Source organism: Sulfurospirillum sp. 1612 (genome assembly GCF_036556685.1).
Classification (GTDB): domain Bacteria; phylum Campylobacterota; class Campylobacteria; order Campylobacterales; family Sulfurospirillaceae; genus JAADIZ01.
This window is the reverse complement of record NZ_CP140614.1, coordinates 738272-758944: the sequence shown is the minus strand read 5'-3', so window position 1 is coordinate 758944 and position 20673 is coordinate 738272. Positions and strand designations below refer to the sequence as shown.

Sequence of the window (20673 nt, the reverse complement as noted above, 5' to 3'; positions counted from 1 at the left end):
TTGTCCTTATTCTTTAATGATAGAGATTATATCAAAAATTGTTTTAGCATTATATTTAGCCTTGTCACATCGGGTGTTATTGACAAAAATCGTCTGAGAAATACCGGCATTCATACCCGCTTCAATATCACTGGCTTTATCCCCAATCATCCACGAATTTTGGGGGTCAATATCATAATCCTTCATCGCATCTTCGAGCATTTTTGGTCTGGGTTTGCGACAGTCACAGTGATCTTCTGGCGTATGGGGGCAATGATAAACTGCCTCTATCATGATACCGTTTTGGGCACATTGTTTCACCATCCACTTTGTCAGTGTTTCAAAGTCTTTTTCACTATAATATCCTCTGCCTATACCCGATTGATTGGTCACGATAATGAGCTTATAATCTAAATGTTGTAAATAGGCTAATACCTCAAAAATATGTGGAGAAAATTCAAAATCTTCAATTTTTACGACATAAGCTTTATCAATGTTGATAATGCCATCACGGTCTAAAAAAATCGCTTTATTCATTGCAATTCCTTTGAAATATTATGCTTAAAACGTAGATAATTGTCTGGTTTCATATCTTTTTTATATGCATCAAGCAGTGCATCGGCTCTTTTAAAATATTTTAAAGCTTCTTGAGAATTTTTCAAATCTTCTTTCAATATCCTCCCTAAATAATAGGTAGCATAAAAATTATTTTTATCATGAGAGAGCACTGTTTTGAGTTCATGAATACAACTATAAATACGTCCGTTTTTTCTATAAGCAAATGCTAATTTTAATCTTATTGTATTTTGAATTGGATTAATTTTTAGACTTTTTTCATACCCGATAATCGCCTCATCCAAAATACTCAATTCATTGTATCCATCAGCGAGTTGGTTCCAGTACAGAAAATTATTGGTCTTCATAGCAGCATCTCTGAGCTTTGTGACTTGCAATGCAAAAGGTATGATTTTGGCAATTTCACTATTTTTGACGATACTAGAATCAATCCCATAAGCATCTGTCAAAATTTGAAATCCTTTGGCAAGTTTCCCTTTTTTGAGGTATATATTTGCTAATTGTATCAAACAGGTAACATTTTCGGGCTCTTTATCCAATATTTTTTCTATTTGCTTTGTTGCAATAGCAGCATCAAATCGTTTGATAGTACAGATAGTATATTGATTAGCATATAATAATATAGGGAGTAATAACCCGACAACATAGCCCTTTAACACAATATGTTCCTGCCTTTTGAAATATAATCATGATGTTATCTTAAATAAAATTAAAAATTACAAATAATTACCCATCTGGAAACACTTCTAAGAAAAAACAAAGTTTTACAAGAAAATTTAAAGCTACATGTGATAGAATTAGTATCCAAATTCAAAATAAGGAAAGAAAAGTATGAAAAAAGTTATTTTAGCTTCCGTTGTCGCTCTTGGCGCAAGCACTGCATTAATGGCAGGTGTTAATGCCGCAGCATGTAAAGCATGTCACGGACAAAACTGGGAAAAACACGCTCTTGGTAAATCTGTCATTGTTAAAGATTTAACACATGCACAAATTGCAGAAGGACTTAAAGGCTATAAAGCTGGTACTTTCGGTGGTGCGATGAAAGGTATCATGAAAGGTCAAGTAGCAAAATATACTGACGCGGAACTTGAAGCATTTTCAAAAACTATCGGTAAATAATTTGTCAAACGGCAGGAAATCCTGCCGACTAACCCGTCAACTTATTTTTATATTACTCATAAGGATGTGGTCATGAAAAAAATTATAGGGTTGCTATTGATTTGTGCGACTTCCAGTTTGATGGCTGCAAATGGGGCACTCATATACCAAAAATGTGCAAAATGTCATGGTATTCACGGGAAGCACAAAGCCTTTGGAAAATCTTCACGAATCGCAGGGGCAAAAGCCAAACAGACGATTGCTATATTGCAAATCTTCAAACATATGTCAAACGTCGACAAATTTGCCAAAGTCATGAGTAAACAAGTAGAAAAACTCAGTGATGCAGATATCAAAGCCGTCGCCGAATACATTTCCACGCTAAAATAATATTCTATTAATCCGGAGGACGATATCCCTTCTCTTTCGCTCTCTTTTTCTCTTTTTGTTTTTTGATATTTTTCTTTCGCTCTTCTAACATCACAGCATCTTGCAACGACTCTTCATTATCATACAAAGCCCCATCTAAAAATTTGTTTTGATCTTCAAATTGTCCCGTTCTCAAGCCCCAGATGAGAGCCCAGAGTCCAAATGCACCCAACGTAATAGAAGCACCTAGCATCATCGCAATCACCCAACTACTCATAGTTATATCTCCTTGTAATTTGTAGTTTTCGAGAAAACTTTTCCATCCATTGTATCCTTTTTTCCACTATGTGTTCCTCTCAATCAATGGCTTATTTTTTCTTTGGCCATTTGAGCAAATTAATCCGCATCGAATTTCCTACCACAATCAAAGAGCTAAGCGACATCGAAAGTGCAGCAAACAGCGGGATAACATGACCGGCCATCGCGAGGGGAATCGTAATGGAATTATATAAAAAGGATAACAATAGATTTTCTTGAATCGTTCGATAAGTTTTTTTAGAAATCAAAAAAGCACTATAGAGTGAATCAAACGAATTATTAATCAATACCACATCACTCACATTCAAAGCAATATCCGCACCACTTCCTAATGTAATAGCAATCTCACTTTTTGAAAGAGCCAATGCATCATTAATCCCATCTCCGGTCATCACCACACGTTTGCCTTCATTTCTGGCTTCTTCCACTATTTTAGCTTTATCTTGAGGTAAAAGTGAAGCATGAAATGTGTCAATTCCGACAAGGTTTGATACCTTTTGAGCGACTTCTTTATTGTCACCTGTTAGCATCACGACATCAATGCCCAATTTTTTAATCCCTTCGATACTCTCTTTAGCATCAATTCTTGGGACATCTTCAAGTGCGAAAATTGCCACGACCTCATCATCAATCGCAAAATAATATTCACTATAATTGTGAAATTCTTGTTGACAAGTAATTCCATTTTCTTCAAGTAAACTTCGGCTTCCACCATAGAGCATGTGCGTATCATGACGCGCTTTAATCCCTTTTGCTTCGATACTTTTAATCTCTTCTAAGGTTTTGGTATTGACTTTTTCTTCTTCAAAATATTCAGCGATTGCTTTACTGATAGGATGTGTTGAGTGACTGCTGAGCGCATAAAGAAGCGATGCATCAAATTCTTTCAGATAGATTTTTTTGACAATTTTGGGCTGCCCTGATGTAATCGTACCGGTTTTATCTAACATCAACACATCACACTTTGCCATCGTTTCCAAAAAGGAGGATTCTTTGAATAAAATACCCTTTTTTGCCGCTAAACCAAGTCCGACCAATGTTGATACAGGAGTCGCCAATCCAAGTGCGCATGGACAGGCGATAACAATCACGGAAATGGCAACAATCAAAGAGTGCTCAAACGAAGCCCCTCCAAAATACCAAAACAGCAAAGTCCCCACTGAGAACAGTAAAATAATGGTTGAAAAATATCCTGACACTAAATTGGCAAGTTTTTCAATTTTTGGTTTTTTATTCATCGAATCTTCAAGCAAAGAGGTGATTTTGCTCAATACGCTAGAATTAACATCACAGATAGCCTGATAGCGAAATACGGTATCCAAAGCGATATAACCACTTAAAATTTTATCCCCTTCTTTAAGATACACCGGTGTTGATTCCCCTGTTAAACTAGACGTATCAAACGAGCTTCCCCCTTGCATCATGATACCATCGATGACAATCTTTTCTCCGGCTTTTACTTCGATAATATCGCCACTTTTGACCTCTTCTACACCCAAAAGAATTTTTTCATCATTTTTAATAATAAGCACTTCAGTCGGCACGCTACTATTAAAACCATCCAAACGATCAACTGCTTTTTTCTTAGAGAGTACTTCCAGATATTTACCAGCAAACACAAAGGTGACAATCATCGTCACCGAATCAAAATAGACCTCTCCTTTTTGTGTAAACATCGCATAGAGAGAGTAAATGTAAGCAGAACTTGCCCCTGTAGCCACCAAAATATCCATATTAACATAGTGATTTTTGATGCCATAATACGCCCCTTTGAAATAGACCCATCCGGTATAAAAAAGTGTCGGCGTTGCCAGTACGAATTCTGCAAAATTTAAGATATTTTTCACTTCTGTTTTCATACCCGTAAAATAACCTGCATATTGGGCGATGGCAATCCACATGATATTCATCGTCGTAAAGACGCCCACCAACAATCGCGCGTAATAATCGCGTCTGATACTATTGGCTTGCACTTCTTGCATGCTAGGGTCATAAGGATACGCATTGTACCCGATACTTCTAATGGTGAGTATGATTTCTGAGAGTTTAATGGTATCAGGGTCCCAAACAATTTTTGCTTTATTATTGGTTTGATTGATACTCGCTTCGACGATGCCCTCTTTTTGATGCAGTACTTTTTCATTCAGCCACACGCAAGCCGAGCAGTGAATGCCTTCGATAATCAGATAAATCTCATCAAATCCATCTTTGCTTTTGATATATTTTTTGTTAAAGCCCTCCAAATCAAAGCGACTAATATCTCCTAAATCATCCTTTGGTGGTTCTAACTCAGTATCGCCCATTTTTTGGTAAAAATCATCTAAGCCTTCGCTTCGCAAAAGATGGTAAACACCCTGGCATCCTTTACAACAAAAATATTTTGTACCTTCTTCAAAACTTTTATCTTGAAACAACACCCGTTCATCAAATTCAAGATGACAATGATCACAACGTCTTTTTTGCATAAAATGACACCCTCTTAGCAGAAACTTTAAATGTAATTATATCGTGACTTTCTAAATCTAAAGGCTTCTTGACAAAAAATCTTCTTTATTATAAAATTACGATTGAATTCGCAGGGACACTTTAATCCTTGCAAATAAACCAACTACAAAAAAGCAACGATATTTTCTCAATACTAGTACACTTACTATCGGGATAATGCTGCTTCAAAAAACCACTAAACTACAAAAAGAAGGCAAAATGAATACGAATTCTTCCTCAGATAACCAGAAACCAAAAGGCAATTATCGCAAATCAAGAACTCATGTACCAGTAGAGGGATATAAGATAGAAAATTTAAGAAGTATGCAACTGGATAAGCTCGTAGAAATTGCAACCGAACTCAAGGTTGAAAACCCCAATGAACTCAAACGACAAGATTTAATGTTTGAGATTTTGAAATCTCAAGTCAACCAAGGGGGCTTTATCCTTTTTACAGGAATCTTAGAAATCACTCATGAAGGATATGGCTTTTTACGAACCACCGATACAAATTTTAGCGACAGTGCCAATGATGCCTATGTGAGTGCTACACAAGTCAAAAAATTCGCCCTGCGTAATGGTGACATCGTGACCGGACAAGTGAGACAACCTAAAGATCAAGAACGCTATTATGCACTTTTAAAAATAGAAGCGATTAATTATCTACCGATGCAAGATAGCAGAAAAAGACCACTGTTTGAAAATTTAACGCCCGTCTATCCAACAGAACGCATCAAAATGGAATACAACAGCATGAAAATCACCGGTAGAGTGTTGGACCTTTTCACTCCAATCGGAAAAGGACAACGGGGTTTGATTGTTGCTCCTCCAAGAAGCGGTAAAACCGAATTGATGAAAGAGCTCGCCAATGGCATCTCTTTTAATCATCCTGAGATTGAACTCATTGTACTTCTTGTCGATGAGCGCCCTGAGGAAGTAACCGATATGCAACGTAGCGTCAATGGTGAAGTTTATAGCTCTACCTTTGATATGCCAGCGTCTAATCATGTCAGAGTGGCTAATCTTGTCATCGAAAAAGCAAAAAGACGCGTCGAAATGGGCAAAGACGTTGTGATTTTATTAGACTCCATCACACGACTTGCACGCGCTTATAATACAGTCACCCCATCAAGTGGGAAAATCCTGAGCGGTGGTGTGGATGCCAATGCACTACACAAACCAAAACGATTTTTCGGAGCGGCCAGAAATATTGAATTTGGCGGCAGTTTAACCATCATCTCAACCGCACTGATTGAGACCGGTAGTCGTATGGATGAAGTTATTTTTGAAGAGTTTAAAGGAACCGGTAACAGTGAGATTGTCTTGGATCGTAACATCTCTGATCGTAGAATTTATCCGGCTATCAATATCATGAAATCAGCCACTCGAAAAGAAGAAATTCTCGTGGAACCTGAAACCTTACAAAAAATCTGGGCGATTCGATCTGCCATTTCTCAAATGGAAGATATCGAAGCACTCAAATTTTTATACTCTAAAATGCTCAAAACACAAGATAATGAAGAGTTGCTCTCAACCATCAATGATGGCTAGTATTATTTTGTTATAATTTTTTTCAGCTATACTATGGATATCTATTAAAGAGGGGTTTGAAATTGTCACAAGTACTCGCACTAAAATATCGTCCTAAGTCATTTGATCAACTCATAGGCCAGCGCTCTGTCACACAAACACTCTCTTTGGCACTCAATCAAGACCGTCTCTCTCATGCCTACCTTTTTTCAGGCTTGAGGGGAAGCGGAAAAACTTCGACAGCGAGAATTTTCGCCAAAGCATTGATTTGCGATCAAGGTCCCAATGCCACACCATGTGAAACGTGTGAAAATTGTAAAATGGCCAATGAAAATCGCCACATCGATATCGTAGAGATGGATGCTGCAAGTAGCAGAAAGATTGATGATATTCGCGAACTCATCGAACATACCAAATATAAACCCAGTATCGCACGATATAAAATTTTTATCATCGATGAAGTGCACATGCTCACCAAAGAGGCGTTTAATGCGCTGCTAAAGACACTTGAAGAGCCACCGCCTTATATCAAATTTATACTTGCCACCACTGATCCGATGAAATTGCCACCGACGATTTTATCACGAACGCAACACTTTCGATTTAAACAAATTTCAGAGCAAGATGTGGTCAATCATCTCGCACACATACTCAATCTAGAAAATGTCACGTATGAAATCGAGGCTCTGCATATGCTCAGTCGCGCGGGTAATGGCTCTCTTAGAGATACCCTCACCCTACTGGATCAAGCCATCATCTTTTCACAATCAAATATCACTGCACAAAATCTCGCTTCCATGCTCGGATTGTTAGATCCAAAACAATTGGAAAGCATCTTTGCGGCTATTTTGTCTAAGGATAAAGAAAAAATCTTAGTCATTTTAAAAGAGTTAGAGACTTATGAATGTGAAGTCGTCTTAGATGAGCTCATTGCCTATCTCAAACGCGCATTCTTTGAGCAGGATAGTCGCTTTACCCTTCTTTTAAATGAACGATTTTTTAGAATTTTATCAGAAGCAAAAAATTTGCTTTATCTTAATGCTGATAACACTTTTGTTTTGTCATTAGTCTTTTTCAAAATGATTGAAGCGATGAATATCAAAACGGTTGATGATATGATTGATGAATTAGAGAGTGAAAAATTCAGACATCCAGGGATGCAGGAGTCTGCCCCTAGCGTACAACGCCATCATGATACTCCATCAATACCATCAACACCGCCTCAACCTGAGCCACCCGCACAACCGGCTCAAAAAGCACAAGATGATTTTGCAAAACTAATCGCTTTGTTAAAAGATCGCAATCTTGAGACAGGAACCTGTTTTGAACAATCGGTCTCTTTTATATCTTTTGATGGACAAGCCCTAACCCTCAGTTCTAATGCACCCGATTCATGTCGTAAAAAACTCCGACATGCCACGAGTATCATCAAACATTTTGTTCAAGAAGTTTACGGTATCAACACCGTTATTAAAATGCTTCAGACTAAACCAGCACAAAAGGATACGCCATCTGAGCCTGCTGCCATTCCGCCACAAGATGCCCCTTTGCAAAATACACCCACACCTCAAGAGGAGATACCCTCAGTAGAGAAAAAAGAGCAATATGATCAAAATTCGGGTAGTTGTGTTGCGGGAGAGATGATGAGAGGCAAGGAAGAAATCGATGCCAAAGAGATCCTCAGCAATCCCTTTATGCAAAAGGCGCAGGAATTATTTGATCCAAAAAAGATAGAGATTCATCCTAAGATTTAATCTAAATCTTCACTCGTAAATCCATCGCTTTGGATAAAGACAATATATCGACATTTTCCAAATGCACTCCAGTAGGAACTCCTTGTGCAATTTTTGTAAAGGATAAGGAGTACTCTTTGAGAGAATCCTCTATGAACATAATCACAACATCATTGGAGAGAGAGGGCGTGAGTGCAAAAATCACCTCTTTTACCTCCGTCTTAACCAAATCTTTTAGTTTTTCTATATTGTCAGGTTCTATATTTTCAAGTACAAAATATTTCCCATTGTAAATATGGTTTTCTTCTAAAATCAAAATATCTTTGGCATTTTCTACTAGGCAGATTTTGCTCTGGTCTCGCTGTTCATCCAAACAAATCTCACAGATTTCATTTTCACTAAGCGCCCCACAATTTTGACATTTTTTGATCGATTTGACCGCTGTTTCGATTGAATTTGCCAATTTCATCGCCAAAAATGTATCATTTAGCACCAAATGATAAGCAAATCGAAGCGCTGATTTTTTACCAACAGTCGGGATAGCTTGAAAAGCCTCAACGAGGTCATTAAATTTTTCTAATTGTTTCATGTTATTATCTTAAATTGATGTATTTTTTTCTCTTCAAAATAGTAATACTCCAAAGAAAAATCATGTAATTCTACTATATTTTTCACAATATAAAGTCCTAAGCCCAAACCTTGTTTGATATTGCCTGAAATAAAGGGTTTAAGATACTCTTCAATTCCCAAAGGCAATTTCTCTCCACTGTTTTCAAAGATGATGGCACCATGGTCACTGCGTACATGAACAACATGGTCAACGCTATGTTTGATAGCATTATCCATGAGATTTTTCATCGCTAAAGCGAGCAACTCAAAATCCGCACGCAAGATGAGTTCTTCTACAATATCCACTTTAACATGCTCCGCTTGGGTGTCATTCTCCAACATCAAAAGATCCGTCGCATGATCAAGGACGTAGATTAAGTTATAATTTTTGAAATTTGGAGTATAGCTTTGTGAGACCAGTTGCTCTATCTTAGCAAATTCACTAATCAAAATATCCAATCGCTCAAAAATCGTAATCAAACGGTTTTTAGCTTTGTCATCCTCAAGCATCTCAGAGACGATTCGACCTTTGCCAATCGGGGTTTTCAGCTCATGCATAATCGTACGCAAAAACAACTGGCGTGACGCCATCAAAGCAGATATTTTTTTGACGGCACGATCAAACTCATTGGCCACCTCAGCAATCTCATCGTCTTGATCACTTTTACAGTCAATATTCATATTACCACTGGCAAATTCACGGATTTTTAAACTCAACTCTTTCAAAGGAGAGATGCTCCTGATAATCGAAATATACATGGAAATAAAAATAATCAAGGCAATCGCAAAGCCTATCCAGAGCTGTTTGTCACTGTTTTTAACCGTACTGTTACTCTCCAATAAAACATTGGTCATGATACTTTCAATAAATAGATAATATTTATCATTATATTCGATTGAGGTAAAACGATTGAGGTTGATAGATTTTCTATAAATAATCGTACCTTGATCCAATACCGCTTGCTTTAAAGAGGGATTTTCAACCTTTTTGAGATCAAACGTGTGAAAATACTCTTCGATATTGCGAGGTGTGTAATTGTTGCGATAGAGCGTAAAAAGATAGTTAATCGATTGAAACTGTCGTTGTTTCATATGTTCGATATTTTTCTCTTCTTGGTATTTTAGCAACAAAACAAAAAACATCCCCAGCAGTATGAGAGAAAATACGAAAATAATCGTAATCTTTGAACTCAGTGATTGTTCTCTCATCCGACTAACTTATATCCAATCCCTCTGACAGAATGTATGTATGTCGGATTTTTGGAGCTGTCTCCTATCTTGCTTCTCAGTCGTCCCATAATCACATCCAGACTCTTACTCCCTTTGTCTTTAAGAGAGCTACAATTGTACACAAGTTGTTCTCTTGAAATTGAAAATCCATTTTGTTTAATCATATAAGAGAGGATTTCATATTCTGCCGGAGTCAGATTCAATGGCGCCTCTTTTAAGAAGATTTGATGGCGTTTTTCATCGACTCTAAAATCACTATCGGGATTGGCTGTGGCAGATTCAGTCGTATTGGTTGATTTTTTGTACCGGCGAATCAAACTTTGGATTCGTGCATACATCTCTTTTGGGTCATAAGGTTTAGGCAAGTAATCATCAGCCCCAATTTGCAAACCGATGACTTTATCACTAATATCACTGCGTGCTGAAGAGATGATGATAGGAATATCATATTTTTCAACCACTTCTTTACACACTTCCAATCCATCAATCCCTGGAAGTGTGAGATCTAGTATCAAAAGGTCATACTTTTTAATACCCGCACTCAATCCTAGATAAGGATCTTCATAATTGGTTATTTTGATATTATATTTTGCTAAATATTCACTCAAAATTTCAGCAAATTCGGTATCGTCTTCTATCATTAAAACATTTATCATATGCGCACCTATTAATATGGAATTTTCTAAATAATTATATCATAAAAAGAGAATTTGAAAGTCTTCAATGAATAAAAATTCTCTTTTTATCGCATCTATTTTTTTATAGATTAATAAGAATATTTTATATATGAAGTAAGGATTTTAAAGAAACATAGGGGGGAAATCCCCCTATGACTAACGACGTGGTTGTGCGAGATTTTGTTTGAGTTGTGTGACTTGCTCTTTGGTCAAGACTTTTAAAACTTTTTCCATATGATTGGCTCGTATTTCCACCATTTTTTCATGCATTTTGTTAGAATATTTTATAAAAGCATCTTTATCAAAATGATCGCCTTTTATAAATTGTACCATCTTGCCCTGTCGTTTAAATCCTCGTGCTTTTTTCATATCAAGTTTCATTTCATCTCTGAGGATTGAGAGTTGATATCTTTGTTCTGGGCTTAGATTGAGATTGGCAAACATCATCATCCTACCACCTCTTTTATGCATCGCCTTCATACCTTTTTTATGGTTACAATTCATCATGTTGCCGCGTTGCATATTTTGTGGTCCCATCATACCGGGATTGTTATTTGGCATATTATATCCACTGGCGTAGAGACTGGCACTGAGTGCACCTGCTAAAAGTGTTCCTAGTAAAATTTTTGTTTTCATCGTCATCTCCTTAGATTAAATATCATTGCGATATTTTTGATATTGAAATTATAAATAACTTAATATAATCACCCTTGAACAGTTTGTTAATACACCTTAACAAGCATTGATAAATAACCAAAATTTTGCTAGAATTCACAATCTAGAAATAAATCAACTAAAACATACAAGAAAGAGCATAAATTGGACTTAGAATACTACGAAATACTTGAAATAGATAGAAATGCAGATAGTGGTGAGATTAAAAAAGCCTACCGAAAACAAGCCTTAAAATATCATCCCGATCGTAACCAAGGGGATAAAGAAGCAGAAGAAAAGTTTAAACTTGTCAATGAAGCCTATCAAGTTTTGAGTGATGAGACCAAACGAGCTACTTATGATAGATACGGAAAAGAAGGATTAGATTCTCAAGGATTTAGTCATTTCTCAGATATGAATTATGAAGATATTATGGGCGATTTAGGCTCTATATTTGAATCCGTATTTGGCGGTGGTTTCGGTGGAGGATTTGGCGGTTCTAGCAGAAGAAGTGATCAAAAATACCCTCTTGATCAAGAAGAAAGTGTGACATTAGAATTCAACGAAGCAGCCTTTGGATGTCAAAAAGAGATCAAATTCAGATACAAAACACCATGTAAACATTGTGATGGAACGGGTAGTGAAGATAAAGAGGTAAAAAATTGTCCCGACTGTAATGGAAAGGGTCAAGTTTTTTATAGACAAGGGTTTATGACCTATTCACAAACATGCCCAACTTGTGGTGGTAAGGGTAAAATCATCAAAAACAAATGCTCCAAATGTTCTGGAAAAGGTTATGAAGAACTTAAAGAGAGTATGACCATTGATATCCCAGAAGGGGTGGACAATGACAACCGAATCCGCGTGGCCAACAAAGGAAATATCGATCAACTGGGAAGAAGAGGTGATCTTTATATCCTTATTCAAGTCAACGAAGATGAGCATTTTGTCAGACACAATGATGATGTTTATATCGAAATCCCTGTCTTTTTTACGCAAATCGCCTTGGGTGATAAACTCGAAATTCCAACCCTTCGAGGTAAAACGACATTAGAATTGCCTCTTGGGGCCAAAGACAAACAACAGTTTATCTTTAAAAATGAAGGTATCAAAAATGTCCACAACCATCGCAAAGGTAGCCTGATTGCACAAATCAATATCAAATATCCTAAGAAAGTCAACGCCGAACAACGCGAGTTACTTGAAAAATTAGGTGAAAGTTTTGGCTATAAAACAGAACAACAAGATGAGACTTTCAGTGGTGTTTTTGATAAAATAAAAGGTTGGTTTAATTAAAAAATTTTTTATTTTCAACAATAAGAAGATTTTCTATACTCTCATTACCAATAAAAAACTCAAGCATTTATATATCACGATTCACCCCCAAGAGGGGGTAATCGTGAAAAGCCCCTATGGTTCTCATGATACTGTTGAAAAAATTCTCGATTCAAAAGCTGCGTGGATTGATAAAAAAATAACCCTTCTTAGCACCAAGCAAACTATCGAACAAATTTATGAAAAAGAGAAAAAGCTGCTACTATTGGGCGAGAAAATCTCAGTAGACAACATCAAAGATTTAAATCATTTTTATAAACAAAAAAGTGTAGAAATCGTCACTCCCTTGGTTCAAAAACATGCACAAATCATGTCACTTTACCCAAGACGTGTGGCATTTAGAAAGGCAAAAAGGCGCTGGGGAAGCTGTAGTAGTCGCAATGATATTAGCTTTAATTCAAGCCTCTGTCAGCTCCCAATAAGATGTATCGAATACGTCATTATCCATGAATTAGCACACATCTCTCACAAACATCATCAACAATCATTTTGGCACACGGTGGCACATTTTATGCCAGATTATAAGCAACAAATACAACAAATCCGACACTATTTTCCCGCTATTTCTTTGAAAACGTAAGATTATTTTCCATACGAATGGTTTCATCTCTTCCATACACGATAATATCCTTATCGACCTCAATCTCTTTGGCATCGATCTTATTAGGATAATCTACAAAATTTAATATGTGTTTGATGGTGTTAATTCTCGCTTTTTTCTTGTTGTCGCTTTTCACAACCGTCCACGGTGCGATATTCGTATGCGTAGCACTTAACATCATGAATTTTGCCAAGGTATATTCATCCCATAATCTTTGTGACTCTTTATCCACATGAGAGAGTTTATACTGCTTTAGTGGGTCGGTTTCTCTTTCTTTAAACCGCGCGGCTTGCTCTTTCTTTGAAACAGAAAAATAAAATTTGAAAATTTTCAATCCCTCTTCTAAAATCATACGCTCAAACAAAGGAGCATCTTTCAAAAATTTATGATGTTCTCGCTCGGTGCAGAACCCCATCACCGGCTCAACCATCGCACGGTTATACCAACTCCGATCAAACAATACAATCTCACCGGCACTGGGCAAGTGTTTGACATAGCGTTCAAAATACCATTGAGATTTTTCCCTATCATCGGGCTTCGCAAGTGCCACAACACGTGCGCCTCGTGGATTGAGATGTTCTGTGATTCGCTTGATGGTTCCCCCCTTCCCTGCGGCATCTCGTCCCTCAAATAACATCAAATATCGCAATCCTGCATCTTTAACATGATTTTGAAATTTCAGTAATTCTACCTGTAATTTTTTCAACTCTTGTTCATACTCAAGTGTCTCTTTTTTGACCCAAATTTGAACTTTTTCATTATTTTTTGCCATGGTATTTCCTCATATTAAAGTTGTAATCATCTTGTTATGGATTTATTATATCATATAAAAAATGATTCACAAGAGGAGTTCTGATGATAGATGTAGCACACGAGATTATGAAAAAATTTCCAAAATTAGAGACACGACCTTCCATTATCAAAAAACCTCTCATTAAAATCGCACAAAAAATTGTACATGAAGATAAAATCAATGATTTTCTCAATGATTACAAACATTTAAAAGGGTTTGAATTTGTAGAAGCGGTGTTAGAATACTTCAAATTTGATTTTTCATATGCGCACAATGATTTGGAAAATATTCCCTCTGTTGGTCGTGTTGTCATTATTGCCAATCATCCCCTAGGAGGATTAGATGCCCTGTGCTTATTGAAATTGCTTGGAAAAATTCGAAAAGACGTCAAAATTATCGCCAATGACTTTTTAGCAGGCGTAGATTCCCTAGACTCCGTTTTTATAAAAATCGACAATTTCAAAAGAAAACAACCCAAAGCCATAGTAAAAAAAATCTACGAAGCCTTACATCATGAAGAGGCTATCATCATATTTCCAGCAGGAGAAGTCAGTCGTATCTCACCTTATGGGATACGAGATGGCAAATGGCAAAAGGGATTTTTGAAATTTGCAAGCAGAACGAACAGTCCCATCGTGCCTATTTTGATTGATGCTAAAAATTCCAAAACCTTTTATACGCTCTCCTTGCTCAACAAAACTTTTTCCACACTGTTACTCTCTGATGAGATGTTTAAACAACATCATAAAAATATCAATATAAAAATTGGGAAAATAATTCCTCACGAACATATCATTCCTATGGGTATGGCAGAGCGTTATCTTCCAAATTTATACAAAAAACATCTCTATGGACTCAAAAAAGAGAAACGACTCCTCTTTCAGACTCACAATGCCATCGCCCATGGTGAGCGAAAAGAAGATTTAAAACATGAATTAAAAGAGGCCCATATATTAGGACAAACAGCCGATGGAAAGATGATTTATCTGTATGATTATCGAGCCGATTCTGCCATCATCAAAGAGATTGGACGGCTGAGAGAAATCAGTTTTAGAAAAGTCAATGAAGGCGTAAACAAAAAACGTGATGTTGACATCTATGATACCCACTACAAACACATCATACTCTGGGATGAGGAGGCTTTGGAGATTATCGGTGCGTATCGCATCGCCATTGGGGCTGAAATCTTGGAGCAATATGGTGTTGAAGGATTTTATACGCACACGCTTTTTAATTTCAACGACTCTTTTTTGCCCTATCTCAAAGATGCCATAGAGTTGGGAAGAAGTTTTGTGCAACCAAAATATTGGGGAAGCCGTGCCCTCGATTATCTCTGGTATGGTATTGGTGCGTATCTCAAAAACAATCCCCAAATAAAATATATGTATGGGCCGGTGAGTTTAAGCGCCTCACTTCCTTTGGTTGCCAAAGAGTTAATTATCTCTTTTTATCGCCACTATTTTGGAACCCATTCGCATTTTGTTACCCCGACAAACCCTTACAAACCCACAATAGAAAATAAAGAACTCATTGATATTTTCACAAAAAACAATTATCAAGAAGATTTGAAAATTTTACGCCAAACACTCAGAAATATGAATATTGCGATTCCGGTTTTATATAAACAATACAGTGAATTATGTGAAGATGGCGGTGTCTGTTTTCATGATTTTAATATCGATCCAAATTTTTCAAATTGCGTCGATGGCTTTATTATGGTAGAAATCTCAAAAATCAAAGAATCCAAGAAAAAATATTTAAGCTAAGATGCCATGCTCGGTACTGTTTGGTTTGCTTGTTGTTTAACCTCTTATAGTATATTGTTATAATCTAGTATCATGATACTAACAATTTAACCTCAATAGGAGCATCAATGAAAAAAAATATTTTGGGTATCGTTGCGAGTGCGCTGATAACGTGTTCGTTATTTGCAAGTAGTACGTTACCGATGAAAATACAAAATGAGATCAAAAATCTTACCTTTATCAAAAAAGCCGGTTTTAAAATCTTAGATATCAAGGCGATTGGTGATACCTATGCCATCAAGGCCACCCATCCCAAAATGCCACAAGCAACACTTTTTGTCTCCAAAGATATGAAAGTCGTCGTCATTGGTGCAGGCTTTATGAATGATAGCGGTCAGCGTATTTCATTTCCCGTTGATATGAAACCATATGCCAAAGAGGCTGCTTATACTTATGGAAATGGCGCAAAAAATTATTATGTATTTACAGACCCCGAATGTCCGTTTTGCCAAACTTTTGAGAAGAACTTAATCAATCTCAAAAAAGATGCCACCTTGCATGTGTTTTTGTATCCACTCCCCTTTCACAAACATGCCATCGCGATGTCCCATTATATATTAAGCAAAAAAACAAGTGAAGAAAGAGCCAAAGCCATTGCCTCTATTGCCTTAGGTAATACGGCTTATAAAACGATGACCTACTCACAAGCTGAGCTGAAACAGTTTTCAACCCTTTTGAATCGCTATAAAAAAATTGCAGAGACGATTGGAGTCAAGGGAACTCCTTCTGTATATACGCAAGATGGTACTGCCATCAGTTGGGTAAGTCTTCTGACAAAAAAACCTCTCAAGTAAAATATTCAAGGCCGCAACTATCGCGGTCTTCAAAGGGCTTGTTTCATAAAATTTTTGAGTCACTTGGCCTAAAAATAGCAAAAATAAGTCTCAAGATTAAAAAATTTATGCTATGATGTCATTATGAAATTTATAGAAAAAACAAAATACAAAGATAAAATTTTAAACTACCTTTTTAAAACATCAAACCGACCTGTTCGGCTCAAAGACTTATTACTCGCTAATGCACAATACAATGAAGGAATGCACGTTGACCCTGCAATCTTGGGCTTTCGTCTTATCATCAAGCATACCTATATTTTATACACATCCTTTTGTTTGATGTTGTTGATACCCGCATTGTTACTCTTGCACACCTTTGTGGAACGCATCGATTTTCATATTTCAATATTAGGGACGGCTATCGTCACGTCTACCATTTTTATCGGATATCAATATTTTTATTCGTGTATCCGAGACAAGATGACACAAGAGCGTATCAAAGAAGCATGGACGATACATTTTCCCTATTTTGCTTATGAAAAATATAATAAAGAAGTCGAAAAAATCTTCAATGAAGCGATGAAAAAAGAGGTCAAGAAAAATGACCTCCAGCAATATGTGATGGATCAACTCTCATCACTTTAATTCTCCCCAATTTTTTCCTATTTTCACTGAGACTTTTAGCGGCACTTTGAGTTTATAAATATGCTCCATAATCTCTTGTGCTTTTTTTGAAAATTCTGGCACATCTTCATCTCTGACTTCAAAGATTAATTCATCATGTATTTGAAGCAACAATTTTGAATTATCATCTTGTAGCACATCGGCAATGCGATTCATCGCCATCTTGATGAGATCAGCCGCACTTCCTTGAAAAACTGTATTAACCGCCTCTCTTAAATACGTGGCATGCAACATGGCATTGGCATTTTCAAAATCAAAGTAACGGCGCCTTTTTAGTAGGGTTTGGGCATAACCTCGCTCTTTTGCTTCTTCGGCTACATGATGCAAAAATTGTTTCACCGTAGGAAAAGATGCAAAATAATTTTCAATGTAACGTTTTGCATCCGCTTGAGAGACATGAATCGTTTGTGATAATTTTCTAGCCCCCATGCCATATAAAAGTCCAAAGTTGATACTCTTGGCAATACCACGTTTTTCTTTAGCATCAGCCACACCAAAAATTTTCACCGCTGTTTCATAATGAATATCTTTGTCTTGGGCAAAAGCATGCACCAAAGCGGGGTCTTCACTGAAGTGCGCCAACAGTCGCAGCTCAATTTGAGAATAATCAATCCCAATCAAGCTAAAACCCTTTTTGGAGACAAAACCACGCCGCACCCCTCTTCCAAGTTCGGTTTTGACAGGAATATTTTGTAAATTCGGATTTTTAGAACTCAAGCGTCCCGTGGCCGTTCCTGTTTGTAAAAACGAGGTGTGAATCCTGGCATTTTCCTCTTTTAAGCCCAATTTATACAACGGTTCAATATAGGTTGATTTTAATTTATGAATCTCTCGATATTCTAAGATTTTAGCGATAATTGGATGCGCATCAATCAAACCACTGAGCACTTTTTCATCCGTGCTATAGCCTGTTTTTGTTTTTTTTCCACTACTCAAGCCAAGGTCTTCAAACAATACCTTGCCCAATTGTTGCACAGAATTGACATTGAACTCACAACCACTATCATGATAAATATTTTGTCTTAATGTTTCTATTGTAATTTGTGCGTTATCCAAAAGCGCCTTGAAATATCGCACATCAATACCAATACCTTCGCGCTCCATTTTGAGAAGTGTTTGGATAAAAGGAAATTCTAACTCTTTGGCTAAATCGAGCAATTCAGGCTCTAAGAGGTCTTGAATCTTATTATAAACTTTCAATGTCATCCAAGCATCTTCACTGGCATACAAAAGAGCCGATTCAATATCAACCGATGCAAAGGTCTCACCTTTTTTGACGGTGTCTTTGAATTTCACCATATCATGATCGAAAAATCTCTTAGACAACGTGTCCAAGCCGACATTTTTTTCAGGATTTAAAAGCCACGCCATAATCATGGTATCCGCATGAATAGGTAAGGCCTCAAAATCAAAATTATTCTCGATGATTGCTAAGTCATATTTCAAATTTTGCCCTACAATTTTGTGGCTAAAGAGTCTTTTGATTGCCTCTTTTGCATCCTCCATCGCCACTTGTGCGCCTACACCTAAATAGTTGTGATGTATCGGGACGTAATAGGCCTTATCTTCTTGCACACAAAAGGAAAATCCTACAATGTGAGCATGTTGTGCATCTAGAGAATTGGTTTCAGTATCAAACGCTACGATGGCATGGGACTCTATCGCATCGATGACAGAGAAAAGCTTCTCTTTGGTATCGAGCAATATAGCCTCAAAATGAATCTTCTCCGTCTCTTTTTTAGGCTCTTGTGGCATCTTTAATCGCGATAGCATCTGGCGTAAATCGTAGCGTTTTAATTCATCCACAATTCCGAGCAAAGGTTGTTCTTCTGGAAAATAAAATGTTTCAAACCGATCTGAGACATCAAGATGGGGATGAAGGGCTGCCAACTTTCTACTCATAAACGCATTTTCTTTGCCTTCTAGCAAAAGTTTTTGAGATCTCGGATTGGCGACTTTGTCTATATTTTCATAAATCTCTTCCAGTGTGGCAAATTGATCAAAGAGCTTTTTAGCACCCTTTGGTCCGATTCCTTTGACCCCGGGTATATTATCGGCAACATCGCCCACTAACGCTAGATAATCTTGAATCCTTTTTGGATAAACACCAAATTTTTCAAAACATTTTTCTTCATTGATATCAATCTTCTTCGTGGGGTCATACACCGTGATTTGATCATCATCAATCAACTGATACAAATCTTTATCATGAGTGACAATTCGCACTCGTATATCATTTTGCTTGGCAAATTTTACAGCTGATGCGATGACATCATCAGCCTCATAGCCTTCCTCACTATAACATTTAAACCCCATCTTTTCAATCCAATGAATGGCCACAGGCAACTGCTTTTTGAGATCCTCAGGTGCCTCAGGTCGGTTGGCTTTGTAATTGGGGTCAATATCATGTCTAAAATTTTTTCCTTTAGCATCAAGAGCAAAGAGAATATAATCACTCTCTAGTTCACTTTTTATCGTATAAATAAAATTCGCAAAACCGGTTAAAAGTCCTGTCGGAAATCCCTCTTTATTGTGCAAATTTGGAAGTGCATAATAGTTTCTAAAGAAGAAACCAAATGTATCTATGACGGTTAATGTTTTCAATTTTTTATCTCTTTCACGGCATCTAAGAAAAGTTCTACGGACATCGTCTCTTTTTCTAATATTTTTACGGCACGGTTAATACTATTTTCTGATAAAGGGCTATTGATTGGTACGGCTGTTTTGAGTATTTTCAGAATTTTTGCATATTCTTGCAAATCTTCTGCCTCCTCATAATGATCAGAAAATTGAATCATTTTGACCATTTTATCGCTAAATCCCCAATGATTGAAAATCTCTGCTGTGACTTCGGCACTCGTAACACCCACGTACATTTTCTCCACGCTTGCGATATCATGACTCATCTCAATCTCTGATTTAAACTGATACACCTCATCATTTCTAACCACCTCATCAGCAATCATGATTTTGCCCGTGTCTTGAAGCAACGCCGCCAAGAAGAGATCATCCACACCGGCTGGGTTAATGTGACTGTACCATTTATTGACCAATGCACTTTGTATGGTTGAAATAGCCACAAACTCTTCAGGTGTGACACCATAAGGCTCCATATCCACGCCTAAGAGTTTCTTGACTGAAATACTCGTCACCAGTGAACGTGTGGAAGACATACCAAAAAGAGATATGGCCTGCAAGACACTTTTAATCTCACGACGAAAATTGTAAAGAGGAGAGTTTGCAATCTTGAGTAGATTGGCCACCAACATCGGGTCGGTTTCGATAACCTTTGCCAATTCATTGATACTACTGTCTGGATTATCACAAATCGCATTGATTTTTTGAAAACTTCGAGGCAACGGCGGTAATGCGCGTATTCTATCTACAATGTCATTTAACATTTTTTCTCCTTAACATACATC

The 20673-nt window shown here is 37.0% G+C and carries 20 protein-coding genes; 9 read left to right on the top strand and 11 right to left on the bottom strand.

The genetic code is table 11. The features are described 5' to 3' along the window. Positions 1–6: 6 nt before the first annotated feature. Together gmhB and SFB89_RS03815 are read right to left on the bottom strand one after the other, a co-directional pair. A complete protein-coding gene (gmhB, locus tag SFB89_RS03820; RefSeq protein WP_331775620.1) occupies positions 7–516 on the bottom strand; it encodes a D-glycero-beta-D-manno-heptose 1,7-bisphosphate 7-phosphatase in 510 nt (169 codons plus the stop codon). Further along, positions 513–1214 carry a tetratricopeptide repeat protein gene (locus SFB89_RS03815; RefSeq protein WP_331775619.1) on the bottom strand — a complete coding sequence of 234 codons (702 nt, stop codon included), beginning with the start codon at positions 1212–1214 and terminating at the stop codon, positions 513–515. The genes gmhB and SFB89_RS03815 overlap by 4 nt, the downstream gene beginning before the upstream one ends. A 172-nt stretch (positions 1215–1386) precedes the next feature. On the opposite strand from SFB89_RS03815, the gene SFB89_RS03810 reads away from it, so the two are divergent. Continuing rightward, the gene (locus SFB89_RS03810; protein WP_331775618.1) at positions 1387–1674 is read left to right on the top strand and encodes a c-type cytochrome; all 288 of its coding nucleotides are present in this window, start codon (positions 1387–1389) and stop codon (positions 1672–1674) included. A gap of 72 nt (positions 1675–1746) precedes the next feature. Continuing rightward, entirely contained in the window at positions 1747–2043 is a 297-nt protein-coding gene (locus tag SFB89_RS03805; protein WP_331775617.1) for a c-type cytochrome, read from the top strand. 7 nt (positions 2044–2050) lie between these two features. Here the strand turns inward: SFB89_RS03805 and ccoS are convergent, their stop codons facing one another. Beyond that, positions 2051–2299, bottom strand: coding sequence for a cbb3-type cytochrome oxidase assembly protein CcoS (ccoS, locus tag SFB89_RS03800; protein WP_331775616.1), 249 nt, complete (start codon positions 2297–2299; stop codon positions 2051–2053). Between the two features lie 91 nt (positions 2300–2390). After that, the gene (locus SFB89_RS03795; RefSeq protein ID WP_331775615.1) at positions 2391–4805 is read right to left on the bottom strand and encodes a heavy metal translocating P-type ATPase; all 2415 of its coding nucleotides are present in this window, start codon (positions 4803–4805) and stop codon (positions 2391–2393) included. A 238-nt stretch (positions 4806–5043) separates the two neighbouring features. On the opposite strand from SFB89_RS03795, the gene rho reads away from it, so the two are divergent. Both rho and SFB89_RS03785 read left to right on the top strand, forming a co-directional pair. Next, the gene (gene rho, locus SFB89_RS03790) at positions 5044–6375 is read left to right on the top strand and encodes a transcription termination factor Rho (RefSeq protein ID WP_331775614.1); all 1332 of its coding nucleotides are present in this window, start codon (positions 5044–5046) and stop codon (positions 6373–6375) included. A gap of 62 nt (positions 6376–6437) precedes the next feature. Continuing rightward, positions 6438–8108: a DNA polymerase III subunit gamma/tau gene (locus tag SFB89_RS03785; protein WP_331775613.1), complete on the top strand. Its 1671-nt coding sequence runs from the start codon at positions 6438–6440 to the stop codon at positions 8106–8108. 1 nt (position 8109) lies between these two features. Here the strand turns inward: SFB89_RS03785 and recR are convergent, their stop codons facing one another. From recR to SFB89_RS03765, 4 genes are all read right to left on the bottom strand, one after another. Further along, positions 8110–8676: a recombination mediator RecR gene (recR, locus tag SFB89_RS03780; protein WP_331775612.1), complete on the bottom strand. Its 567-nt coding sequence runs from the start codon at positions 8674–8676 to the stop codon at positions 8110–8112. Then, a complete protein-coding gene (locus tag SFB89_RS03775; RefSeq protein ID WP_331775611.1) occupies positions 8673–9905 on the bottom strand; it encodes an ArsS family sensor histidine kinase in 1233 nt (410 codons plus the stop codon). Before SFB89_RS03775 ends, recR begins: the two co-directional genes overlap by 4 nt. Continuing rightward, on the bottom strand, positions 9902–10582 hold the full coding sequence (locus SFB89_RS03770; RefSeq protein ID WP_331775610.1) for a response regulator transcription factor: 681 nt from the start codon (positions 10580–10582) through the stop codon (positions 9902–9904). Before SFB89_RS03770 ends, SFB89_RS03775 begins: the two co-directional genes overlap by 4 nt. A 177-nt stretch (positions 10583–10759) precedes the next feature. Then, on the bottom strand, positions 10760–11239 hold the full coding sequence (locus SFB89_RS03765) for a Spy/CpxP family protein refolding chaperone (protein WP_331775609.1): 480 nt from the start codon (positions 11237–11239) through the stop codon (positions 10760–10762). A 183-nt stretch (positions 11240–11422) separates the two neighbouring features. On the opposite strand from SFB89_RS03765, the gene dnaJ reads away from it, so the two are divergent. Both dnaJ and SFB89_RS03755 read left to right on the top strand, forming a co-directional pair. Continuing rightward, on the top strand, positions 11423–12553 hold the full coding sequence (gene dnaJ, locus SFB89_RS03760) for a molecular chaperone DnaJ (RefSeq protein ID WP_331775608.1): 1131 nt from the start codon (positions 11423–11425) through the stop codon (positions 12551–12553). Then, complete coding sequence (locus SFB89_RS03755; protein ID WP_331776049.1) at positions 12549–13172, top strand: M48 family metallopeptidase; 624 nt, start codon at positions 12549–12551, stop codon at positions 13170–13172. The genes dnaJ and SFB89_RS03755 overlap by 5 nt, the downstream gene beginning before the upstream one ends. Here SFB89_RS03755 and ppk2 read toward each other — a convergent pair. Beyond that, positions 13153–13965, bottom strand: coding sequence for a polyphosphate kinase 2 (gene ppk2, locus SFB89_RS03750; protein WP_331775607.1), 813 nt, complete (start codon positions 13963–13965; stop codon positions 13153–13155). The two genes, SFB89_RS03755 and ppk2, sit on opposite strands and share 20 nt — an antisense overlap. A gap of 83 nt (positions 13966–14048) precedes the next feature. On the opposite strand from ppk2, the gene SFB89_RS03745 reads away from it, so the two are divergent. From SFB89_RS03745 to SFB89_RS03735, 3 genes are all read left to right on the top strand, one after another. Beyond that, positions 14049–15752: a lysophospholipid acyltransferase family protein gene (locus SFB89_RS03745; protein WP_331775606.1), complete on the top strand. Its 1704-nt coding sequence runs from the start codon at positions 14049–14051 to the stop codon at positions 15750–15752. Positions 15753–15859: 107 nt separating this feature from the next. Next, complete coding sequence (locus SFB89_RS03740) at positions 15860–16585, top strand: thioredoxin fold domain-containing protein (RefSeq protein WP_331775605.1); 726 nt, start codon at positions 15860–15862, stop codon at positions 16583–16585. 123 nt (positions 16586–16708) lie between these two features. Then, a complete protein-coding gene (locus tag SFB89_RS03735; protein ID WP_331775604.1) occupies positions 16709–17212 on the top strand; it encodes a hypothetical protein in 504 nt (167 codons plus the stop codon). On the opposite strand, the gene polA is transcribed toward SFB89_RS03735, so the two are convergent. Then, positions 17204–19855: a DNA polymerase I gene (gene polA, locus SFB89_RS03730; protein WP_331775603.1), complete on the bottom strand. Its 2652-nt coding sequence runs from the start codon at positions 19853–19855 to the stop codon at positions 17204–17206. The genes SFB89_RS03735 and polA overlap by 9 nt on opposite strands. Continuing rightward, on the bottom strand, positions 19852–20652 hold the full coding sequence (locus tag SFB89_RS03725; RefSeq protein ID WP_331775602.1) for an HDOD domain-containing protein: 801 nt from the start codon (positions 20650–20652) through the stop codon (positions 19852–19854). Before SFB89_RS03725 ends, polA begins: the two co-directional genes overlap by 4 nt. Positions 20653–20673 lie beyond the last annotated feature (21 nt).

Excerpts from the sequence above, each read along its gene's own strand:
- gmhB (WP_331775620.1), bottom strand. The coding sequence starts at position 516 with ATGAATAAAGCGATTTTTTTAGACCGTGATGGCATTATCAACATTGAT.
- SFB89_RS03810 (WP_331775618.1), top strand. The coding sequence starts at position 1,387 with ATGAAAAAAGTTATTTTAGCTTCCGTTGTCGCTCTTGGCGCAAGCACT.
- SFB89_RS03805 (WP_331775617.1), top strand. The coding sequence starts at position 1,747 with ATGAAAAAAATTATAGGGTTGCTATTGATTTGTGCGACTTCCAGTTTG.
- ccoS (WP_331775616.1), bottom strand. The coding sequence starts at position 2,299 with ATGAGTAGTTGGGTGATTGCGATGATGCTAGGTGCTTCTATTACGTTG.
- SFB89_RS03795 (WP_331775615.1), bottom strand. The coding sequence starts at position 4,805 with ATGCAAAAAAGACGTTGTGATCATTGTCATCTTGAATTTGATGAACGG.
- rho (WP_331775614.1), top strand. The coding sequence starts at position 5,044 with ATGAATACGAATTCTTCCTCAGATAACCAGAAACCAAAAGGCAATTAT.
- recR (WP_331775612.1), bottom strand. The coding sequence starts at position 8,676 with ATGAAACAATTAGAAAAATTTAATGACCTCGTTGAGGCTTTTCAAGCT.
- SFB89_RS03775 (WP_331775611.1), bottom strand. The coding sequence starts at position 9,905 with ATGAGAGAACAATCACTGAGTTCAAAGATTACGATTATTTTCGTATTT.
- SFB89_RS03770 (WP_331775610.1), bottom strand. The coding sequence starts at position 10,582 with ATGATAAATGTTTTAATGATAGAAGACGATACCGAATTTGCTGAAATT.
- SFB89_RS03765 (WP_331775609.1), bottom strand. The coding sequence starts at position 11,239 with ATGAAAACAAAAATTTTACTAGGAACACTTTTAGCAGGTGCACTCAGT.
- ppk2 (WP_331775607.1), bottom strand. The coding sequence starts at position 13,965 with ATGGCAAAAAATAATGAAAAAGTTCAAATTTGGGTCAAAAAAGAGACA.
- SFB89_RS03745 (WP_331775606.1), top strand. The coding sequence starts at position 14,049 with ATGATAGATGTAGCACACGAGATTATGAAAAAATTTCCAAAATTAGAG.
- SFB89_RS03740 (WP_331775605.1), top strand. The coding sequence starts at position 15,860 with ATGAAAAAAAATATTTTGGGTATCGTTGCGAGTGCGCTGATAACGTGT.
- SFB89_RS03735 (WP_331775604.1), top strand. The coding sequence starts at position 16,709 with ATGAAATTTATAGAAAAAACAAAATACAAAGATAAAATTTTAAACTAC.
- SFB89_RS03725 (WP_331775602.1), bottom strand. The coding sequence starts at position 20,652 with ATGTTAAATGACATTGTAGATAGAATACGCGCATTACCGCCGTTGCCT.